We start from the raw sequence: 19,877 nt of genomic DNA on the forward strand, positions 1-19,877 counted from the left end.
GGAAAATATGTTTAAAAAATCTAAAGAAGAGATGCAAAAGTTGTGGAATAGTGTTCTAATAAATGTAGAAAAAAAATTAAACAATCCAAGAGCTTTTGAGATTTGGATAAAACCAGTTTTGTTAAGAGAAATTGAAGATAAAACTCTAAAACTTGAACTTCCAGCCGTAACATTTGAAAAAGGGTTTATACCTTTTCTTGGTATGATAAAAGAAGAGTTTTATATACTCGAACAATGGTATCCAGAGGTAGAACTTGTTTATAGAGAAGAGCAGAGTACTCCTAAAAAAGTAGAGTCAGAATTAAAGTTAAACCCTGCTTATACATTTGAACAATTTATAGTAGGTCAAAGCAACAGGTTTGCTCACTCTGCTGCGCTTGCTGTTGCCCAGTCTCCAGGTATAGCCTACAACCCACTTTTCTTACATGGTGGGTTTGGTCTTGGTAAAACCCATCTTATGCAAGCAATAGGACAATTTGCCATTTCAGTATCGCAAACAAATGTTCTATATATACCAGCAGAAATATATGTTAATGAGTTTATACAAAATATTAAGAACAGAACAATGCAATCCTTTAAAAACAAATTTAGGAATCTTGAATTCTTATTAATTGATGATATACACTTTATAGCTGGCAAAGAAGGTTCTCAGGAAGAGTTCTTTCACACCTTTAACTACCTATATGACCAGAGAAAACAGATTATTCTTTCAAGTGATAGGCCACCTAAAGAGATTGCTTTCCTTGAAAAAAGGCTTCTTTCAAGATTTGAATGGGGTCTTGTTGCAGATATACAGCCACCTGACTTTGAAACCAGAGTTGCTATCTTGAAAAAAAAATGTGAAAATAAAAATATCCATTTTAAAGACGAAATAATCTTTTATATTGCAGACAATATTAAAGATAATGTACGTATCCTTGAAGGAGTTTTAAACCGTATCTTTGCTTACTCCTCTCTATTAAACAAAGAAATCAATATAGAAACTTTGGACGAAATTATTAAAGGTAGTTATAAAGAAAGAAGTAAAATAGTCAATATTGATCTGATATTGGAAAAAGTGTGTGAATATTTTAGGATATCAGAAGAAGAGATTAAGAGTAAAAGGAGAGTTAAAAATATTTTGGTTCCACGGCAGATAGCAATGTTTTTAAGTAAAGAACTTACAAACAATTCTTTAAATTCCATAGCAGCTAAGTTTGGAGCAAAAGACCATACAACTGTGATGCATTCCTGTAAAAAAATTAGAATCTTATACAACTCAGACGATTACACTAAGAGAGTTGTTGAAGATATTAAAAGTAGTTTATTAGACACTTGAGTTTTACACATTTTTTCACACTTGCAACTTATTGATACTCAAGTAGTTATACAACTTATACGCAAAAACATAGTTTCCTATTAACACTACGGAGGATATAATGGAAATAATAGTAAATAGTACAAAAATTAAAAAAACACTCGACAAAATAAATAATATTTTACCTACAAAACCTGCTTTAATGATAACAAGTGGAATTTTAATTGAAGCAAAGGAAGAAGGAGTATCCTGTGTTTCTACCGACCTTGAAAATACTATTAGAGTTAATATGGAATGTCAGGTAGTAAAAACTGGTAGTGTAGTTATATCTGGTAAAAAACTTGTATCTCTTATAAGACAACTTCCAGATGGAGAAGTAAAGATAAGCGAAAAAGATAATATTGTAGAAATAAAGTGTCAAGGCTCAAAATATTCTTTTATAGTTATGGATTATAATGAATTTCCTAAATTTCCTCAGTTTTTAGGTGAAGTTGCTTTCAAAGTAGATGGCAGCAAACTGAAAAAAGCTATAGGAAAAACAAAGTTTTGTATAGATGCAGATGAACCAAGAGCACATTTCAGAGGTGGACTACTTGATATAAAAGAAGATTCTTTAAATTTGATAGCAACAGATACCAAACGGTTATCAATTTTTAAGATATTATCAGAAACAGAGTACCCTGAACCTTGTAAATGTCTTTTACCGTTTAAATTAATTAATGTTCTCCCTTCTCTAATAGGTGAGGAAATTGTAGATATTAATATAGGTAAAAACCAAATTTCGTTCAAATATGAAGATACATACCTTGTTGCTCAATTATTATCTGGAAGTGAAGATTTTCCTGATTATGAGAAAGTTATCCCTGATGAAACTAAACAAAAAGTAGCCTTGATACAAAAAGATAATTTTATTGGAACATTAAAAAGAATATCTCTTTTTACAAGTGAAAGGTATAATAAGGTTAAAATAAGCTTTGGTAAAAACGTTGCTATATTTTCCGTTGTTAGCCCAGATGTGGGTGAAGCTCAGGAAAAATTAGATATAGAATATAATGAACAAGAACAAGTTCTTGCTTTTCCTCCTTCACACTTATTGGAGTTTGTGCAATTATTAGATGGGGAGAAGGTGCGTGTAGGGTTTGTTAGTGAAAAAGCCCCTGTGTTAATGAGAGATGGAGAAGAAGATAATTATTTATATGTAGCTATGCCTTTAAAATTAGAATGAAGACTGAAAAACTAAATTCAATAGTAAATAGATTGTTGCCTGATATGTTGAAGCAAACATCTAAAGAAAGTTCTGATGTTGAAAATAAGGAAACATCGGTTGTTGTGAATCAGGTTCCGGAGATAAGGCATAACGATATTGAAAGCGCTTGGTTTCAACTGATTGAAGATAATTTTAAAGCACATAGTTATGTATACAATGTATATAAAGATACTCTTGTTGTTAAAATAGACAGTAGTTGTTACTTATCTATGTTTAATATGAAAAAAAGAGAGTTGTTAAAGAAGGTTCAAGAAGCAGGATTTTTCTATATCAAAAAAATAGAGTTTAAGATATAATATTATTTAAGTTCTTGAATGGTGTGTTAAATCTAATATTTTCGTCTTTAAACTGGTGATAATAATTTTAAAAAACAAAACATGGAGGACACAATGTTAAAAGGTTCTATTGTTGCTCTTGTAACACCAATGAAAAATAATCAAGTAGATAAAGATGCCTACAGAAACCTTATTGAATTTCAAATACAAAACGGTACATCAGGTATTCTCACCTGTGGTTGTACTGGTGAACCAGCGACATTGTCTCATCAAGAACATCGCGACCTGATAGATTACACAGTTGAAGTTGTTGATAAGAGGGTTCATGTTATGGCTGGCACTGGTTCAAATAATACAAAAGAAGCTATTGAACTTTCTCAATATGCGGAAAAAGCAGGAGCCGATTCTGTTCTATTGATAACACCCTACTATAATAAACCTACTCAGAAAGGTTTATATTTACATTATAAAGAGATTGCTTGTAATATTTCTATCCCTATAGTTTTATATAATGTCCCTTCAAGGACAGGCGTTTCAATATCCCCTGAAACAGTTTATGAACTTTCTCTTATAAAAAATATTGTAGGTATAAAAGAAGCAAGTGGTAGTCTTGACCAGGTAAGCCAAATTTCTTCTCTATGTAGCAATGATTTTTTAATATTTTCAGGAGACGATTCACTTACTTTACCTATTATGTCTGTAGGAGGCGTTGGTGTGATTTCTGTTGCAGCCAATATTGTCCCTGCAAATGTATCTAAAATGGTGGGGTTAGCCCTCGAAAACAATTGGGCAGAAGCAAGAAAGTTACATTTAACATTAATGCCAATATTTAAGATGCTTTTTATTGAAACAAACCCTATTCCTGTTAAGGCAGCCCTCTCTATTATGAATATGTTAGAGATGGAATGGAGGTTACCTTTAACTGCTCCTTCAGCTGAAAATCTTATCAAAATAGAAAAAACCCTTAGACAAAGTAAGGTGGTTTTATGATATTTAGAAAAAGGCAATATGTTCGTCTGCAACCTAAAGAAAAACCTGAAATCAAAAAAGATTTGTGGTTAAAATGCGAGCAATGCGGGAAATTAGTCTATAAAAAACAATTATTAGAAAATCTTAAAGTTTGCCCACATTGTCAATTTTACGGAAGGATGAACGCCTACGAAAGAATAGAATCTCTTGCTGATACTAACTCTTTTAAAGAGATAAATCCAAATATGGTATCAGGGGACCCTTTAAATTTTAAAGGTGTAAAATCTTATATTGATAAATTGAAGGAAGAAACATCTAAAACTGGTATGAAAGAGGGGCTGATAACAGGGGAAGCTAAAATCAAAGGTATTGTATGTATGCTCAGTGTTCTTGATGCAAATTTTATAATGGGTAGTATGGGTTCTGTTGTGGGAGAAAAATTTGTTAGGGCTGCAGAGTATTCTATAGAGAAAAAACTACCTCTTATTTCTGTTTCTGGTGGTGGAGGTGGCGCTCGGATGTATGAAGGAATGATTTCTCTTATGCAGATGGCTAAAACATCAGCAGTGATTGGGAAGATGAGAAACGCAGGGCTTTTATACCTTTCTGTCTTAACTGACCCTACAATGGGTGGAGTTGCAGCAAGTTTTGCTTTTTTAGGCGATATTATTATTGGAGAACCTAAAGCTTTGGTTGGTTTTGCAGGGCCAAGGGTTATAGAACAGACAATAAGACAAAAATTACCTCCAAACTTTCAAAGAACAGAATTTTTATATGAACGCGGTATGTTGGATATTGTTGTAGACAGGCATGAGTTAAAGCAGACAATTGGCAACATTCTTCAAATTTTTCATACATGAACAGTCAACCTGAAATAGAATTTCTTTTACGCCTTACAGATTTTGGTATTAAGCTTGGGCTTGAAAAGACATTTCATTTGCTAGACAAATTTGGTAACCCTCACACTAAATATCAATCTATCCTGATAGCCGGAACTAATGGTAAAGGTTCTGTATCTAAAAGTCTTGCGACTATTCTTAATGAGGCAGGTTATAAGACAGGTTTGTATACCAGCCCTCACCTTGTTGATATTAAAGAAAGAATATCTATTGGTGGTGAAAATATTCAAGAAGAGGTTTTTATAAACAAAATTAGAGAATTACAAGGTATTTTGAAGAACGAACCTGAGCATCTTACCCCGACTTTTTTTGAGGCGATGACTGTTGTAGCATTCTCTCTTTTTTCTGATTTTAAAATAGATATTCTTGTTTGTGAGGTTGGGCTTGGGGGTAGGTTTGATGCAACAAATGTGTTACCATCGTTTTTGGAGATTATCACCAAAATAGGGTTTGACCATATTAAGTTTCTTGGAAAAACATATCCAGAAATTGCTAATGAAAAATCTGGTATTATCAAAGAAGGTAGTATAGTTGTAACTTCTTCTCAGCATAAAGAGGTTTTGGATGTTATAACAGATAAAGCAAGAGAAAAAAAATCAAAATTGTATGTCCACCTCAAGGATTTTAAATCAATCAAAAAAAGTGTTACTCAAGACGGACAGAGTTTTAATTTTTATGGTAGCAAAAAATATACCAACATTTTTACACCTTTACTGGGCAAACATCAGATAGAAAATATGTCTCTTGTTCTTCAAGCAGTCAGTCTTATGCAGAACAAAGGGTTCCCTATGTCTAATGAATCTATATATGGGGGGCTACGTAAAGTAAAATGGCCATGTAGGGTGCAAGTGCTCAAAAAAGAGCCGTTATTGATTTTAGATGGAGCCCATAACCTTGATGGTATGAAAACACTATTAAATAGTTTAAAAAATATCTTCCCAAAAGAAAAATGGTCGTTTTTAATAGGAATTCTTAAAGATAAAGAGTGGCAGAAGATGTTGCAGGCACTACAAAGGTTCAAAAATATTGAGACAATTGTTTTTACCAAAACAGAAACCGATAGGGCAGCCGAACCGCAGATGCTTGCTTCTTACATCAAAAGAGAAGATATAAGAATAATTGTTATGCCCGATTATCAAAAAGCATATAGGTATACAGAAAAACATACTGGCAATTGGTGTATTTGTGGTTCTTTATATCTTTGTGGCAATATATTACCTTTAACCGAAAAAAAACCTCTATACACCAAATAGAAATTTATATTATAACTTCAGTTTTATTATTCGTTTATACAAATCAGTATAATAGAAGTAGTGATGATAAATACTTGACAAATTTTAGAGGTGTATAGTAGAATTAGAATGTGAATAAAGTGTGCAAATTTATGGTAAGATGATTGTTTTATCGTGACTGTTTCAAATGTAAGTATACAATGACCAAGTAAACAGTATGCTCCCTTGGAAGACACTACAAAACGAGGTAAGGGAGGTGATAAAAATGAAAAAGCATCAAGGTTTCACTCTCATTGAATTGTTGGTTGTTATAGCCATTATCGCAATTCTCGCTGCAATGCTTCTGCCCGCATTAGCGAGGGCAAGAGAACAAGCAAGAAGGGGAGTTTGTATGACCAATCTCAAGCAAGTGGGGTTGGCCCTTCACATTTATGCTAACGACTGGGGAGGTTATTTTCCTGTTTGTGACGCAAATGCAGATCGGAGTAGTTATTCAAAGACCAATAGATCGCTTGCGCTTTTGACCGGACAACTTATTCCTACTGTTTTGGTTAACGGTGACGAGCAACCGCATCCAGAATTGGAAACTCCACCATACGTAACAGACTCACAACTTTTTGTATGCCCGAGCACCTTTGATAAGGCTTCGACTGACATCCCCGGATATCTCATTGCCCGCACAGATGGTACGTACCAGACCCAAACAGGCACCTGTTCTTATGCTTATGGTCTTAACCTGCAAACCCACCCCGATACTGCAATAATGGCTGATACGAAGGTTGGTTATTCGTCTGGGTATAAATGGTATCATGCCACCAATACCCAATTAAGGCTTCGAGATTATTTTAACCATTCGTGGGACGGGGTCAATGTGCTATATGTAGGAGGTCACGTTAAATGGGCACCTGCTTTTAATAGAGACCCTAATGCGAGCGTCGCATACCGTGTTCTTAGTCAGGAAGATGTGCCTAACTGCACTTCTGGTTCTACCACAACATTGAGAGATCTTTACACGGAATACTGATATTTTAATGGTCAAATCATAAGAGAGGTGAGAAAAAAATGAGAAGAGAGAAAATTTCTATCCACCAAGCAAGCGGTCGGAGAGATGGGTTTACCCTAATAGAACTTCTGGTTGTTATAGCCATTATTGCTATCCTTGCTGCCATGCTGTTGCCGGCATTGAGTAAGGCAAGGGCTCGAGCGAAGTCGTCGGTATGTATGAACAACCTTAAACAGATAGGTCTTGGGATGAAACTTTATGCAGAAGATTGGGACGGGTGGGCGAATAGGCGTATAGCGTCAGCACATAGTTCTTTTCGTGCAACTTATGGTATGTACGGAAACTATACAGGTTATATTTCAACTAAAGTAATAGTCTGTCCTTCAGCATTACCCTATGAATGGAGTTGGAGTACCTCTAAAAGAGAGCAGTCCTATGGGTTTAGGTACGGTGGTCTAACCAGTGATGCTCAAGGCGCTTGTCCTGCTTCAAGTTCTGGTTGGATTAATCTGTCAAAAATTGTTAAAGGTGCTGAATCTTTCTGGCTTTTTGCAGATAGTATTACCCATCCGGCAGCTACTACTGCCGCAGAGATACAGAAAGGAGGCGCCTATTTTATGACACAACGGTGGTATGCATACCAAACCTCGAGTGCTTCAGGTCACGTACATTTTCGGCATGCAGGAAAAGCCAACCTGCTATTTGCAGATGGGCACGTAGAATCTGTAACACCTAACAGGTTTATGGAGGTGACCAGAGTACATACCCAACCAACAGGAAGCAACACAACAACTTCATGGCGTATTGTTGATAAAGATTACACTTTAGATACTTTGCGATGGGGCGCTGGGTTGTAACTAATAGGTGAAGATGGAGTCTTGTTTTTGTTCTACTTTTGAACTATCAGATTTCCTCAATGGAGATGGTCTGTTGGAACATCGCTACTGTTTTTTTAGGTTAGGTTTATAGTATCTACAAAATGTGTAAGCCAACATATTACATATTTTCGGGATTCGCATTATCAATTTAGGGAGATGGTACAGTGAACAGAATATTTTTGTATAGATTAATCTCAATTATATATATTTGCTTTTCTTTCTTAGCCAAAGCAGGAGAGTTTGAATTAAAGATAAATACATTGACTGAACTAAACAATCCTTGGCCATTGATAGCAAGTGTTCCTTTTGCTAAGGGAGAAGTTAACGACCCTTCTGCTATACGTATAATGAGTCAAGGTAAAGAAGTTCCTTCCCAGATTGATATTGCTGCACAATGGCAGGACGGGAGTATCCGCTGGGCGTTGGCAGGATTTACAGCATCCCCTCAAGGTAAATATAGTGTTGAATATGGACAGGGCATTACAAGAGGTGCTTACCCTAACCCTTTGAAAGTAGTTAGGCAGGATAACGGTAGTTTTAATGTAGATACAGGGGCAGCGGTTTATCAGTTTGATGCAGATAAACTTCTTCCTGAAACGGCTTGGCTTACATCTGGTGGCTCAAAAATTCCTATATTAAATGGTTCTGGTGCGGGAGTGTATCTTGTTGATAATCAAGGTAGAACAGCAAGGGTAGCAGGTCCAACGGCAAATATAGAGAATAAATTTATAAAAGAGGGCCCTGGTCGGTTGGTACTCAAACGTTCTGGGTGGTACGTTACAGCCAGCGGTGAAAGATTAGCGAAAGCTGATATATGGATATATTTTTCTGCTAATGTCCCGTATATAAGGGTCACCCATTCAATTATCTTTACTGAAAACACAAATAAGGTCTGGTTTAAAGATTATGGGCTTGAATTTAAAACCTCTTCAACCCCAACCGATGTATACTGTTCTTTGAACCAACAAGGCAAAGAAGTTGTTAGGAAGGTTGCTACAAACAGTAACGAGATATATCTTTTACAGGATACATACGTTCATTTTGCTGAGAAGGAATGTAGAGGGACGATAGGAAGGTTTGCTGAAGGGAAACTTGCGCCTGTTGAAAACATATCTGTTGCTGGCGACTGGGCATACGGAGATTATGGTAATTATGGTATAACCATTGTAATGCCTTGGCTTGCAGAGAGATTTCCTAAGGAAATTGCTTTCGGTCCACAAGGGGCTCGTTCGGTGTTCTGGTCAGGACGGTGCGGTAGGGAACTCGATTTTAGAGCAAAAACTATAGTAAAGGAGTATCTACAAAGTTGGGCTGAATTAGCTTTGAAGAGTCCCAAAGATAAAGATCTTGACGCTGTTAAAAGTAATGCCCAAGGTGCAGCACGGACTCACGATATGTGGTTCCTACCGAGTTTAGGTGGCTATAACGAGAGTCTTGTTAAAGCAACCGCTTCTGCCGCGTCAAAACCACCTCTTGTCTTAACAGATACTGCGCAACTATGTAAAACAGAGGCAATGGGTTTCCCTATGCACCATAAAGATGTAAAACAGTTTCCTGAAGAAGAGGCTCTTCTGTCTGACTTATGGGATAGGTTTATTATACCTCTTTACGCTTTCCCTATGAACGGATATATAGCATGGGGATGCTTCCCTGATAGAAATTATGGTTCATATAACGATAGGGCTATGTCAATATTTCATGTTATATCAAGTTTAAGAGAATACGGGGTCAGGCGCGAACCCTGGCGTTTATATGCCCGTAGCGGTGAACGTAGATACTATAATTGGGGACATAAGTTTAGCAGGTTTACAGGAGATTGGTTCCTGGTGCATTCAGACGCTCCAGGAAAAGAAAAAGGTACTTTTATTCCAACACAAGCAGGGCGAGGACTTCAAGGTAAATTACCCCTATTCTGGGGGCATGGAAATTCATGGCCTTTTGTGATTGACGCTGGAGATATAGGTCATTGGTTTTTAGAGTACTGTTTGACAGGTGATGAATATTCTTGCGATTTATTGTATATGATAAGAGATTCTTTTAAACAACGTGGATGGCGCCCCAGAGGTACTCCTCAACAATTTCATGCAACAGGTATTAGGACTCTTGTGACTTTGATGATGTTAGATTGGGATCCTGGCGCTATGAGAGCGGCTAAATCAATAGTAAAGGAGACGGTTGACCTTAGAGTTCAGAACGCTCTTCGGTTGTTTGAAGACGGTTATGGTCCTCAATACAAAGATATGAGAGCAAGCCATAATATTCTTGAATATTATCTTGAAACAGGAGATGAAGTTGCAAAAGAGGGTTTTCTCAAACTTATTGACCAGAGATACCGTTTTGATAGAAGATACAGGGCTATTGCTTACAAAAACTATGATGCTTTTACTGGTTCAATAGGTTATTGGATAAGCGGAGATGAAAGACACAGAACAGTTGCAGAACAGGCTTTGAAGGATATGCTCTATTATGGCAATAAAAATCCCTTAGCAGAGCATATTCAACAGAAGCCAAAAAATGTATTGGATTGGCCTAACCTGTACGTAACATCTAAATTTGGTGGACCAAGGTCTATTTTGTTTCTCGGACATTACGAATACCATAACCCTTTTATAGGTATCCCTACAGTATTAAAACTGATATCCGACAACGGTTGGAGCGGTAAAACAACCCCTCTAATAGTTAAGCCCATAGAGGCTCCTGAAGGAAAGATTCTTTTTACCCATAAGAAAGGAGAAGAGACACGTTTAAATCTATTTGTTAAAACAGGCCAACCCGATAGAACGCCGGAGGTCCGTTTATATACCAGTGGTAAGATTATTGAGAATATAAAGGTAGAAAAAGAAGCCCAACAATCATCCGGACCATTTTTTCAAAAACGTCCAGCACTATACCCTCCGACCGGACTAAAAAACCTTTCTGTTTCTGTTATTGTGCCGGCTTCAGTTGAAAGCGGGTTTTATCTTCTTTCTCTTGCTGATGAAGATACTTTTACCTTACTGGATTCCACTTCTGCTAAAACTGCTCTATACTGTCCAGAAGGATTTTGGTCTGTATCTGTTGGGCAGCATACAGGGTCAAAACCTTACGGACGCTCAGGGGAAGGGATGCCTGTTTTCTTTTATGTTCCCGAAGGGTTGAAAGAACTGGAGGTTTTTATAGGAAGACCTTTTAGTATAAAAACCCCTGATGGGACAATCGCTTTAGAGGCATCAAACAATACTATAGGTAAGGTTACTATTCCAGTGAATAATAGGCACGGTATATGGAGTATTGAGTATCACATAAACTCGTTTACTGGTATGTCAACCCCTGTTTTTGCTAAACTTCTTAATGTTGAACCAATAGTATCGTTTGGTTCTCCTGATATCTTGCCACAAAGAACAGGTAAATCTTTTAAGAAACTATATATGCCAACTGTGTCTAACAAACCTCAAGAGTTTGTTCCCGGGGTAACCGGTCAAGCTCTAAGACTTTCAGCAGGCAACATTCTACTCTTTGACAGAGGGGATAGGGTTGTTGATGGAGGGGACACATATTTTCCTGGTACAACAGGTACCGTAGAATTCTGGTTTAAAGCAGATAGAAGTACCTACGATATGCCTATGAGAATGGGGCAAACTATAAATAATAATTTTGTCAAAGGTCCATTTATATCTCTATTACACACTTATTCTGGGACAGCTAATGCTGTTAGTATACTGAGTTTCCTCTCAAGTAGGCTATTTTCCAACACATCTAAAAATGTTGTTGCTGGTTTTGAAGCAACCCATTTTCTTAGAGCTAACCAATGGACTCATATCGCTTACACGTGGGATATAAAGGAGGGTTCCTCTAAGATGGAAGGTGAGTTGAATACTTTTGTTAATGGTAAAAAACTTGGGCTTGCAAGCGGAAAACTTTCTTACTATCCCCTACAACCTGTGGCAGGTGTGAAAAAATTTAAACTTGCTGATGAATCTAAAGTAATTGAGGTAGGACCGTTTGAAGGTGCAATAGATTCATTACATATATCAGATATTGTTAGGTATCAAGAAGATTTTACGCCATCACAGACTATACCTATAATTGACGATAATACAAGGGCTCTATTCTCTTTTGATGGCAACTTAGAAGGCGTTTCTGCTTTTTCTAAAGGACCTCTGAAGGGAGTGATAACTAGTTCCGATAAATAATAAACAACCCTTCTCGTGTGTTCATCACCTACATTTTGAAGGTTAGACCTTCATCTTAGTTTGACGTGTATAACAAATTTGTTTTATAATATATAGTATGGATACTTTAATAAAAAACGGTTACGTTGTAGACCCCCAAAGTGGCTGGGAAGGTGTATCAGATATCCTTATACGTGGCAATAAAATAGAAAAGAGGGGCAAAAACATACCAACTTCTGCTTCTTGTAAAGTTATAGATGCTACTGGGTTATATGTTATCCCTGGATTGATAGATATACATTGCCATTTAAGAGAACCGGGCAGAGAAGATAAAGAGACAATAGTTAACGGTAGCCTCTCTGCTGTTAAAGGCGGGTTTACTACTATCTGTTGTATGCCTAACACTTCACCCCCTCTTGATAGCAAGGTATCTATAGGTTTTATTAAAAACAGGGCATTAAAGGCGTATTGCGATGTTCTACCTATAGGAACTATCACTGTAAATAGAGAAGGGAAAGAACTTGCCCCTTATGGAGAAATGGCGTTAGAAGGAGCTTGCGCTTTTTCTGATGACGGTGATTGTGTTATGGATAGCCTTGTGATGAGGAGAGCTCTAGAATATTCAAAACTGTACAAGAAACGGGTTATATCTCACTCAGAGGATAAACACCTAACCAAAAATGGAGTGATGCACGAAGGTGCTCTATCTGTAAAAATGGGGCTAAAAGGTATTCCTCGTCAAGCAGAAGAAATAATGGTCAATAGAGATGTTGCTTTGGCTGTTTTAACAGAAGGGTTGCTACATATAGCACATCTTTCAACAGCAGAAGCTGTGGATATATTAAGGAGAACTAAAAAGAGACATTCTAATATTACCTGTGAAGTTACCGTTCACCATCTCGTTTTAACAGAAGAAACTGTGGCTGGGTATAATGCAAACGCTAAAATTTCGCCCCCGTTAAGAACATCAAAAGATTTACAAGCGCTAATAGGTGGGGTTAAAGATAATACAATAGATTGCATTGTTACAGACCACGCTCCTCATACTGAAGAAGAAAAAGAGTCGGGTTTTGAAAATGCTCCTTTTGGTATTATAGGTTTTGAAACAGCGTTACCCCTTACCTTAGAGTTGATTGATAAAGGGGTTGAGTTGAAACAGATAATATCTAAATGGACAAATCACCCTGCAAAAGTGTTAGGTTTGGAAGATAGAGGCGAACTTGCCGAAGGTAAAAGAGCAGACATAACTATTTTTGATATTAAAAAGAAGTGGGTTTACACAAAAAAGGATATCCAATCAAAAAGTTTTAATACTCCTTTTTTGGGAAAACAATTGAAAGGCAAAGTAGTTACCACTATATGTGCTGGCAAGGTAGTTTTTGAAGAAAAGTAATATATTATACATATCCTGGGGAGTTTTTCATATAACTCCCCTTTTTTTATATAACAAAACTGGTTATATAACCTGTTGACACAACCTCAAAGAGGGGTATAACAAAAGTAAGTAGAAAATCAAGCACCTCTGTTCAAAACGACATTCCTGTAAATAATTCCATATCAACAATATACATACTTTCGGATAAACAGAACGAGTTAAAAGAGGTCCGAAAAATGAAAATTAGGAGAAAAAGAGACATTATAGAATTGATGATAGCAGTTATATTGATAATTGCAGTAATAATAATTAATCAAGTAATTGACCGTACTCCAAAACCCCAAGTTCCTTTCTTTATCAATACAATTTGGGCATTAATTTATTTTGGGTGCCCTTTATGGATACTTTACATCCTTTACCGAAATCTTCGCTGAATACGAAGGTCGGACCTTCGGAAAGCTCACTCTGCAAAGGATACCGAGTTTCCATTTCCATTAGCGAAAAGAAAAACAAAGGCAAGGGTGAGGGGTTTATACCGACAGTTTTTCTGAGGGAGGCTAAAGAAGTTAATGGGATGAGGTTTCCCCTTGTATGTCATTCCGAACTTGATCCGGAATCTCGTTTTTTACGTTATGCCTATTACCAGCGTGGGTTAGGTTAGAGATCCTGAATTAAATTCAGGCGACAAAATTGGGCGGGAGAGAAATTTCTCTCTAATTGCCTCTCCTCTTGGGGGAGAGGGATCAAGGGTGAGGGGGGTCTTTTGCTTTATGCTTGTCATTGCGAGCGGTTATTAGCGTGGCAATCTCGCCGAAGGCGAAAAAGGAATGGGAATAAATAATAATGTATAGGATAAACCTCTTGCGATGACAAATAATAGTATTCCAAGTATAATTTTTTAGGGATGATAATACAACAATAATGTTACGAGGGGAAATGAAAAAAATCTTAAAATGTTGGTGTATCGTTGTAATATCGTTGTTTTGTTTATGCTCGCGCGGAAATGCCAAGACAGAACAAGAAATGATACAGGAATATAACAAATGGATGGAAATACTCGGACCAGAATTAGGCGGTATTGAGCGTAAGCCAGTGAAAATATTTAAATATCAAGAAAGTTGGTCAAAGAGAAGGATTATAGATATTTGTGGTACTGTTGAATTAATCTTTGATAGTGCAACAGGTGAATTAATGAAGATTATAAACACTTCATTAGGTAACATGCGGGCAGCAGAATCAAGTCAAGGCAAAACAGTGCCGTTTACACTTACCAGGGAAGATTGTCAGGCAATTGCTGCGAAATACTTCAAGTTGATAACCGGAGAACAATTGCCTGATGTGGGAGGTCTGCTTGAAAATACCTGGCCGCGCTCAAAAAGCGGATTCGTACGACCTTCACACTACATTCTATTTGAATACCCGCGTTTCTATAAAGGCTATAAGTTTCGCGATGAAACCATTAGTCTTGGATTATTCGCTATGGACGGGAAGTTTGAAACATATAATAAATTTTACAGAAGCAATTCCCCTTCAACAGTAGAAGTAAAGATAACGGTAGAACAAGCAAAGCAGAAAGCGATTGAAATAACAGGAAAAGAAATCAAAAACTGGGTGAGTTTTCTTGATTCCTTTAATAAGAAAAAAGAGTTACAACAACTAAGTGATAGGGAATTGAAAAGGAAATACGGATACAGCAGAGAAACGCTGAAAGAACTAAAAGAGAAAACGGCATCTCTTATAGGTCTTACTTCAAAGGAAGAAAAACCGCCTTACCTTGAAATAGTGAACCTCCAGAGGGATGCTTTCCACCAGCATTATTTTGATATGGACTGGTATAAGAAATCACAAGAGTTTAATCCTGATACCAGATTGTGCTGGATAGTTCGTCTTTTGTATCTTAATAAAAAGACAAAAGCAAGTGCAGCATTTGAAGTATGGATAGATGCCTATGACGGTTCTTTCGTTGGTGGCTATCGTCCCTGGGATTGATGAATTATGAAAACAATGAAGCTTAAAATCTTGTTCTGTTTTTCATTAATTGTTTTTATTCCTTTGTTGCAAGAATCTTCTCCTGAAGTATTGGATATAAAAACTAATAATAAAGAGGAAATTTTACGATTAATAAACGAATTTCAGGATGAAGAAAAAGCAGGCCAATCCTTAGGTGAAATAAGAAAACTTGGGACACTTGTTCTGCCTCATTTAGTAGAAGGATTGAAAAATAAAAATAGTGCCGTTAGGAGAAATTCTATTATTGCAGTAAGTGTAATTTTTCAAAGGAGAAGCCCGATAGGATTTAGATTAGGGGAAATCAGCTTCAAGGATTTTGAGTTTCTAACATCAGAGGAGAAAAACCTTTTTGAAGAAGCATTTAAAGTTTTGCTTACTATGGCTGATGATTCAATAGTAGAAATAAGAAGGACTGTTGCATGCCATTTGGGATTATTTGGAGATGAAAGAGCAGTTTCTGTTTTAGAAAAATTGTTAAAGGACCCAGACGATTGGGTAAAATTTGAAGCCTATCTTTCCCTCGGGAAGATGAATAGAAACTACAACTATTTCACAGTTATGACAGGAAAAACTCCCGAAAGATTAGAGGACTTCTTAGAATTTTTAGGAGATACTACTTCCTTCGGAATATATACATTGGCTCAACGAGAAATTGTTAAAAAATTTGGGCAAGAAGCAGTTTCTGCCTTATTGAAAGTGGCTTCTTCTGATAAAGAACCTGACAGACAAAGAGCAATAAGATTATTGGGGGAATTGAAAGCAGAAGAAGCAGTTCCAGTTCTTAGAGAACATTTTAAGAAAGACCCGAATGATACTACAACGTTATATGCACTTGCGCATATAGGAACAACGGAAGCAATAGAAATATTGGTACAGTACGGTCTTAAACATAAAGATGCGAATATCAAGATTAGTACTGCAAAGGCATTACTCCCTGAACACAGAAATACAGCTATCCCGTTTTTAAAGGAGTTAGCTAAACACAAGGATGGGAAAGTAAGGTTAGAATCAGGCATGATATTGGTTGAGCAAAAAGAGAAAGCAGGAATTCCTATTTTGATAGAATTGCTGAGAAATCCCATACAAGCAGGCAATGCAAGAATAATGTTGGAAGGAGTTACCAAACAGAACTTTAGAAGATTGCCGCCTGTTGTTTCAAAAAAGATGGTTGATGATTATGTAAACAAGTGGAAGAACTGGTGGGAAGAAAACAAAGATACTTTTAAGTTTCCAAAGGAATGAAATACGAAGGTCCGACCTTCGGGAAAGCGACGCTTGTTGTTACGAGGAGGGCTTGTTCCGAGTACCCCCGAGAGAATTGCTACGTTCCAAATTAGGTTGCAAGTCCATCCAGTTTGCTTTGTGTACCATTCAATAATTAACCACTCTTAATCAGAAATTATTGATATCTCAATTTGAAGTATTGACAATAGCCAAAGAAATGGTATAATAATGGAAATCGTTCCATTTTTTTTATTCCGCTTTGTGAAATAAATCACAAACTATGATGCTCTCCTGCATCAAGCAACCTAAGTAACCTAAAGAGGTAAAAGATGAAACATAAGATATTGATTATAGATAATGACAGAGAGTTTATAGCAAAAGCGCAACTTTTGTTGGGTGAATATAACTATTCAATTTTTACAATTGAAACCTATAAAGAAGGTTTTGAAGCAGTAAAAAAGATAGCTCCTGATATCATTATTTTAGGTTTAGAGATGTTGAAAGGTAGAAAAAGAGGTGATACTCTTAAATCAATTTTACAGTATGCTGGTATTAACGGTATTCCAGCTATTATTATTTTTCCTGATGATGGGGTTGAGCAACTACCTGAAGGTATTGAAATGTTTATCGACAAAGTACCGCTTAAAACAATTGTTTTAAGAAAAGAGATTGACGAGGTGCTTGCATCTAATATAAAACATCTTGCCGAACAAGCAGGTGAAAAACATAGACAGATTATATCAGAGGTAGCTCTGTTTGTGGAAAAGTGGCAAGATAAACCTGGTAATCTAATTATGATACTTCACGAGATACAGAATGAGTTTGGTTATGTGCCAAGAAGTGTTGCTTTTATTTTATCCCAAAAATTGCAAATTTCTCTTGCCAGGATATATGAGGTTATAACATTTTACAATTTTTTCAGGCTTGAAGCGCCAGGTAAACATATTATTTCTGTGTGCCTGGGGACTGCCTGCTACTTGAAAGGGGCTGGCAAAATACTTGAAGAGATACAAAGTATACTAAATATTGAAGAAGGGCACACTACCCACGATGGATTGTTTTACCTTCAGGTAGTAAGGTGTCTTGGTTGCTGTGGTCTGGCTCCTGTAATAACCATAGATGATAAAGTTTATGGACATATGACAAGAGATAATGTTGTCAATATCCTTTCAAAATACGCTAAAAAAGGAGAACTCAATAATGTCAAAACTCACAAAAGATAAGTTGAGCGAGTACGAAAAAAAGGAAACAAAAGCAAGAAAAAAGAATGTAATTAAGGTAGGTATGAGCACTTGTGGTGTTGCTGCTGGCGCTCAAGAGGTTTTTGAAGTTCTAAAAAACACAGTTAGACAAAGAAATCTTGATATAGATGTTCAAAAATGTGGATGTGGCGGTAAGTGTTACGCTGAACCTATGGTAGAGGTTTCAATAGAGAATTTTCCTGTTGTGGTGTACGGGAATGTAGATAAGAATTTTGCTGTTTCTATAATAGATAGACATATAATTAATAAAGAACTTTTAAACGACCATATATACGATATATTTGAAGAGAACGGAGATAAAATATGAAAGTTATTTTGCTTAAAGATACGGATGGCAAAGGGCAGGAAACCCTTTTTCAGAACGCAATTGTCGAAGAACTACATAAAAGACAATTATCTGAAGAATGGAAGGTTGTAAGAATGGCTGATATGGGAATCTATTATAAGGGTGTTGCTGTTAAAATTTTACCTTATGATTTTGTTTATACCAACCTTTCAGTTGATGATATTGGGATGATTATTGATAAGAGTGTTAAAGCAGGTGAACCGATTGAAGACAAACTCTATTCAGTTAAAGATAAACAATTTAAGATTGTGTTAAGAAATTGCGGGATTATTAATCCCGAGGATATCGAGAGTTATTTTGAGCAGGGTGGATATCAAGGGTTAAAGAAAGTGCTTTTTGATTATACACCAGAAGAATCATTGGCAGAACTTAAACTGAGCGGTCTTAGAGGAAGAGGTGGAGGAGGGTTTCCTGTTTGGATGAAATGGAGTTTCACAAGGAAAGAAACCTCAGATGAAAAATATGTTATTTGTAACGGAGATGAAGGAGACCCAGGAGCTTATATGGATAGAAGCGTGCTTGAGGGTGACCCTCATTCTGTTTTGGAAGGTATGCTGATTGCTGGGTTTCTTGCTGGCGCTAACAAAGGTTTCTTTTATATAAGAGCAGAGTATCCGCTTGCAATACAGAGGGTGCAGAAAGCTATTGATGATGCTACGAAATACGGTCTTCTTGGAGAAGATATTTTAGGTAGCGGTTTTTCGTTTTCTGTTGAGATAAGGCTTGGCGCTGGAGCGTTTGTGTGTGGAGAAGAGACTGCTCTTATTGCTTCTGTTGAAGGCAAAAGAGGTTCCCCTTCGCCTCGTCCGCCATACCCTTCAGTTAAAGGGTTGTGGGGCAAACCAACTGTAATAAATAATGTGGAAACTCTTGCTAATATACCTGTTATCTTTTCTAAAGGCGGTAAATGGTTTTCGCAGATAGGGAGCGCAGAATCTAAAGGAACAAAAGTGTTTGCGTTGACTGGTAAAATTAAAAACTCAGGGTTGGTTGAAGTACCTATGGGTATAACACTTAGAGAAATTATTTACGATATAGGTGGTGGGGTACTTAATGATAATAACATCAAAGCTGTCCAGACAGGCGGTCCTTCTGGTGGAGTTATTTCTAAGGAATATCTTGATACCCCAGTAGATTATGAAAATTTACAAAAACTCGGTTCTATAATGGGTTCCGGTGGAATGATAGTTATAGATGAGAACGACTGTATGGTTGATTTGGCTAAATTTTATATGAACTTTTGTGTTGATGAATCTTGTGGTAGATGTGCTCCCTGTAGAATAGGGACAACACAGATGTTTGAATATCTTGATAGTATATCAAAAGGTATTGCAACTGAAGAAGATATTTCGAAATTGAAAAACATTGCTGTTGCAGTAAAAAAGACGTCTTTATGTGGTCTTGGGCAGACAGCGCCAAATCCTGTTCTTTCAACTTTGAGATACTTTGAAGAAGAGTATATGGAGCATATAAAAGATAAGAAGTGTCGGGCAGGTAAATGTAAAGACCTTCTTGAATACTCTATTATACAGAATAAATGTAGAAAATGCGGTCTATGTTTTAGAAATTGTCCAGTATCTGCTATATCAGGTAACAATAAAGATGGATATGTGATAAACCCAGAGCTATGCATAAAGTGTGGCAACTGTTTTGAAGTATGTAAATTTGACGCTATTTTTAGGGGGTAAA

15 protein-coding genes and 1 pseudogene are annotated in these 19,877 nt (G+C 36.6%); all 16 read left to right on the forward strand.

Annotated features, from left to right (window positions below; all coding sequences use genetic code 11):
• Positions 1–7 precede the first annotated feature (7 nt).
• Positions 8–1,318: a chromosomal replication initiator protein DnaA gene (gene dnaA, locus M0P98_00195; protein MCK9265302.1), complete on the forward strand. Its 1,311-nt coding sequence runs from the start codon at positions 8–10 to the stop codon at positions 1,316–1,318.
• Between the two features lie 100 nt (positions 1,319–1,418).
• Positions 1,419–2,522 (forward strand): DNA polymerase III subunit beta, encoded by a 1,104-nt coding sequence (gene dnaN, locus M0P98_00200; protein ID MCK9265303.1) that lies wholly within the window; start codon positions 1,419–1,421, stop codon positions 2,520–2,522.
• Positions 2,519–2,860 (forward strand): DUF721 domain-containing protein, encoded by a 342-nt coding sequence (locus M0P98_00205; GenBank protein ID MCK9265304.1) that lies wholly within the window; start codon positions 2,519–2,521, stop codon positions 2,858–2,860. Before dnaN ends, M0P98_00205 begins: the two co-directional genes overlap by 4 nt.
• Before the next feature lie 93 nt (positions 2,861–2,953).
• On the forward strand, positions 2,954–3,829 hold the full coding sequence (dapA, locus tag M0P98_00210; protein MCK9265305.1) for a 4-hydroxy-tetrahydrodipicolinate synthase: 876 nt from the start codon (positions 2,954–2,956) through the stop codon (positions 3,827–3,829).
• Positions 3,826–4,668 carry an acetyl-CoA carboxylase, carboxyltransferase subunit beta gene (gene accD / locus M0P98_00215; GenBank protein ID MCK9265306.1) on the forward strand — a complete coding sequence of 281 codons (843 nt, stop codon included), beginning with the start codon at positions 3,826–3,828 and terminating at the stop codon, positions 4,666–4,668. Before dapA ends, accD begins: the two co-directional genes overlap by 4 nt.
• Entirely contained in the window at positions 4,665–5,960 is a 1,296-nt protein-coding gene (locus M0P98_00220) for a bifunctional folylpolyglutamate synthase/dihydrofolate synthase (GenBank protein ID MCK9265307.1), read from the forward strand. The genes accD and M0P98_00220 overlap by 4 nt, the downstream gene beginning before the upstream one ends.
• 244 nt (positions 5,961–6,204) lie before the next feature.
• Positions 6,205–6,291, forward strand: a pseudogene (locus tag M0P98_00225) (prepilin-type N-terminal cleavage/methylation domain-containing protein).
• Between the two features lie 39 nt (positions 6,292–6,330).
• Positions 6,331–6,963 (forward strand): hypothetical protein, encoded by a 633-nt coding sequence (locus tag M0P98_00230; GenBank protein MCK9265308.1) that lies wholly within the window; start codon positions 6,331–6,333, stop codon positions 6,961–6,963.
• A gap of 38 nt (positions 6,964–7,001) precedes the next feature.
• Entirely contained in the window at positions 7,002–7,799 is a 798-nt protein-coding gene (locus tag M0P98_00235) for a prepilin-type N-terminal cleavage/methylation domain-containing protein (GenBank protein ID MCK9265309.1), read from the forward strand.
• Positions 7,800–7,984: 185 nt separating this feature from the next.
• Positions 7,985–11,992 (forward strand): LamG domain-containing protein, encoded by a 4,008-nt coding sequence (locus M0P98_00240; GenBank protein MCK9265310.1) that lies wholly within the window; start codon positions 7,985–7,987, stop codon positions 11,990–11,992.
• Between the two features lie 97 nt (positions 11,993–12,089).
• A complete protein-coding gene (locus tag M0P98_00245) occupies positions 12,090–13,364 on the forward strand; it encodes a dihydroorotase (GenBank protein ID MCK9265311.1) in 1,275 nt (424 codons plus the stop codon).
• Positions 13,365–14,369: 1,005 nt separating this feature from the next.
• Positions 14,370–15,335: a hypothetical protein gene (locus M0P98_00250; GenBank protein MCK9265312.1), complete on the forward strand. Its 966-nt coding sequence runs from the start codon at positions 14,370–14,372 to the stop codon at positions 15,333–15,335.
• 90 nt (positions 15,336–15,425) lie between these two features.
• Positions 15,426–16,598: a HEAT repeat domain-containing protein gene (locus M0P98_00255; protein ID MCK9265313.1), complete on the forward strand. Its 1,173-nt coding sequence runs from the start codon at positions 15,426–15,428 to the stop codon at positions 16,596–16,598.
• A gap of 716 nt (positions 16,599–17,314) precedes the next feature.
• Positions 17,315–17,803 carry an NAD(P)H-dependent oxidoreductase subunit E gene (locus tag M0P98_00260; GenBank protein ID MCK9265314.1) on the forward strand — a complete coding sequence of 163 codons (489 nt, stop codon included), beginning with the start codon at positions 17,315–17,317 and terminating at the stop codon, positions 17,801–17,803.
• Positions 17,781–18,149, forward strand: coding sequence for a (2Fe-2S) ferredoxin domain-containing protein (locus tag M0P98_00265; GenBank protein MCK9265315.1), 369 nt, complete (start codon positions 17,781–17,783; stop codon positions 18,147–18,149). The genes M0P98_00260 and M0P98_00265 overlap by 23 nt, the downstream gene beginning before the upstream one ends.
• Complete coding sequence (locus M0P98_00270) at positions 18,146–19,876, forward strand: 4Fe-4S binding protein (protein MCK9265316.1); 1,731 nt, start codon at positions 18,146–18,148, stop codon at positions 19,874–19,876. The genes M0P98_00265 and M0P98_00270 overlap by 4 nt, the downstream gene beginning before the upstream one ends.
• Position 19,877: the final 1 nt, after the last annotated feature.

Source organism: bacterium, assembly GCA_023230585.1.
In the GTDB taxonomy this organism is placed as follows: domain Bacteria; phylum Ratteibacteria; class UBA8468; order B48-G9; family JAFGKM01; genus JALNXB01.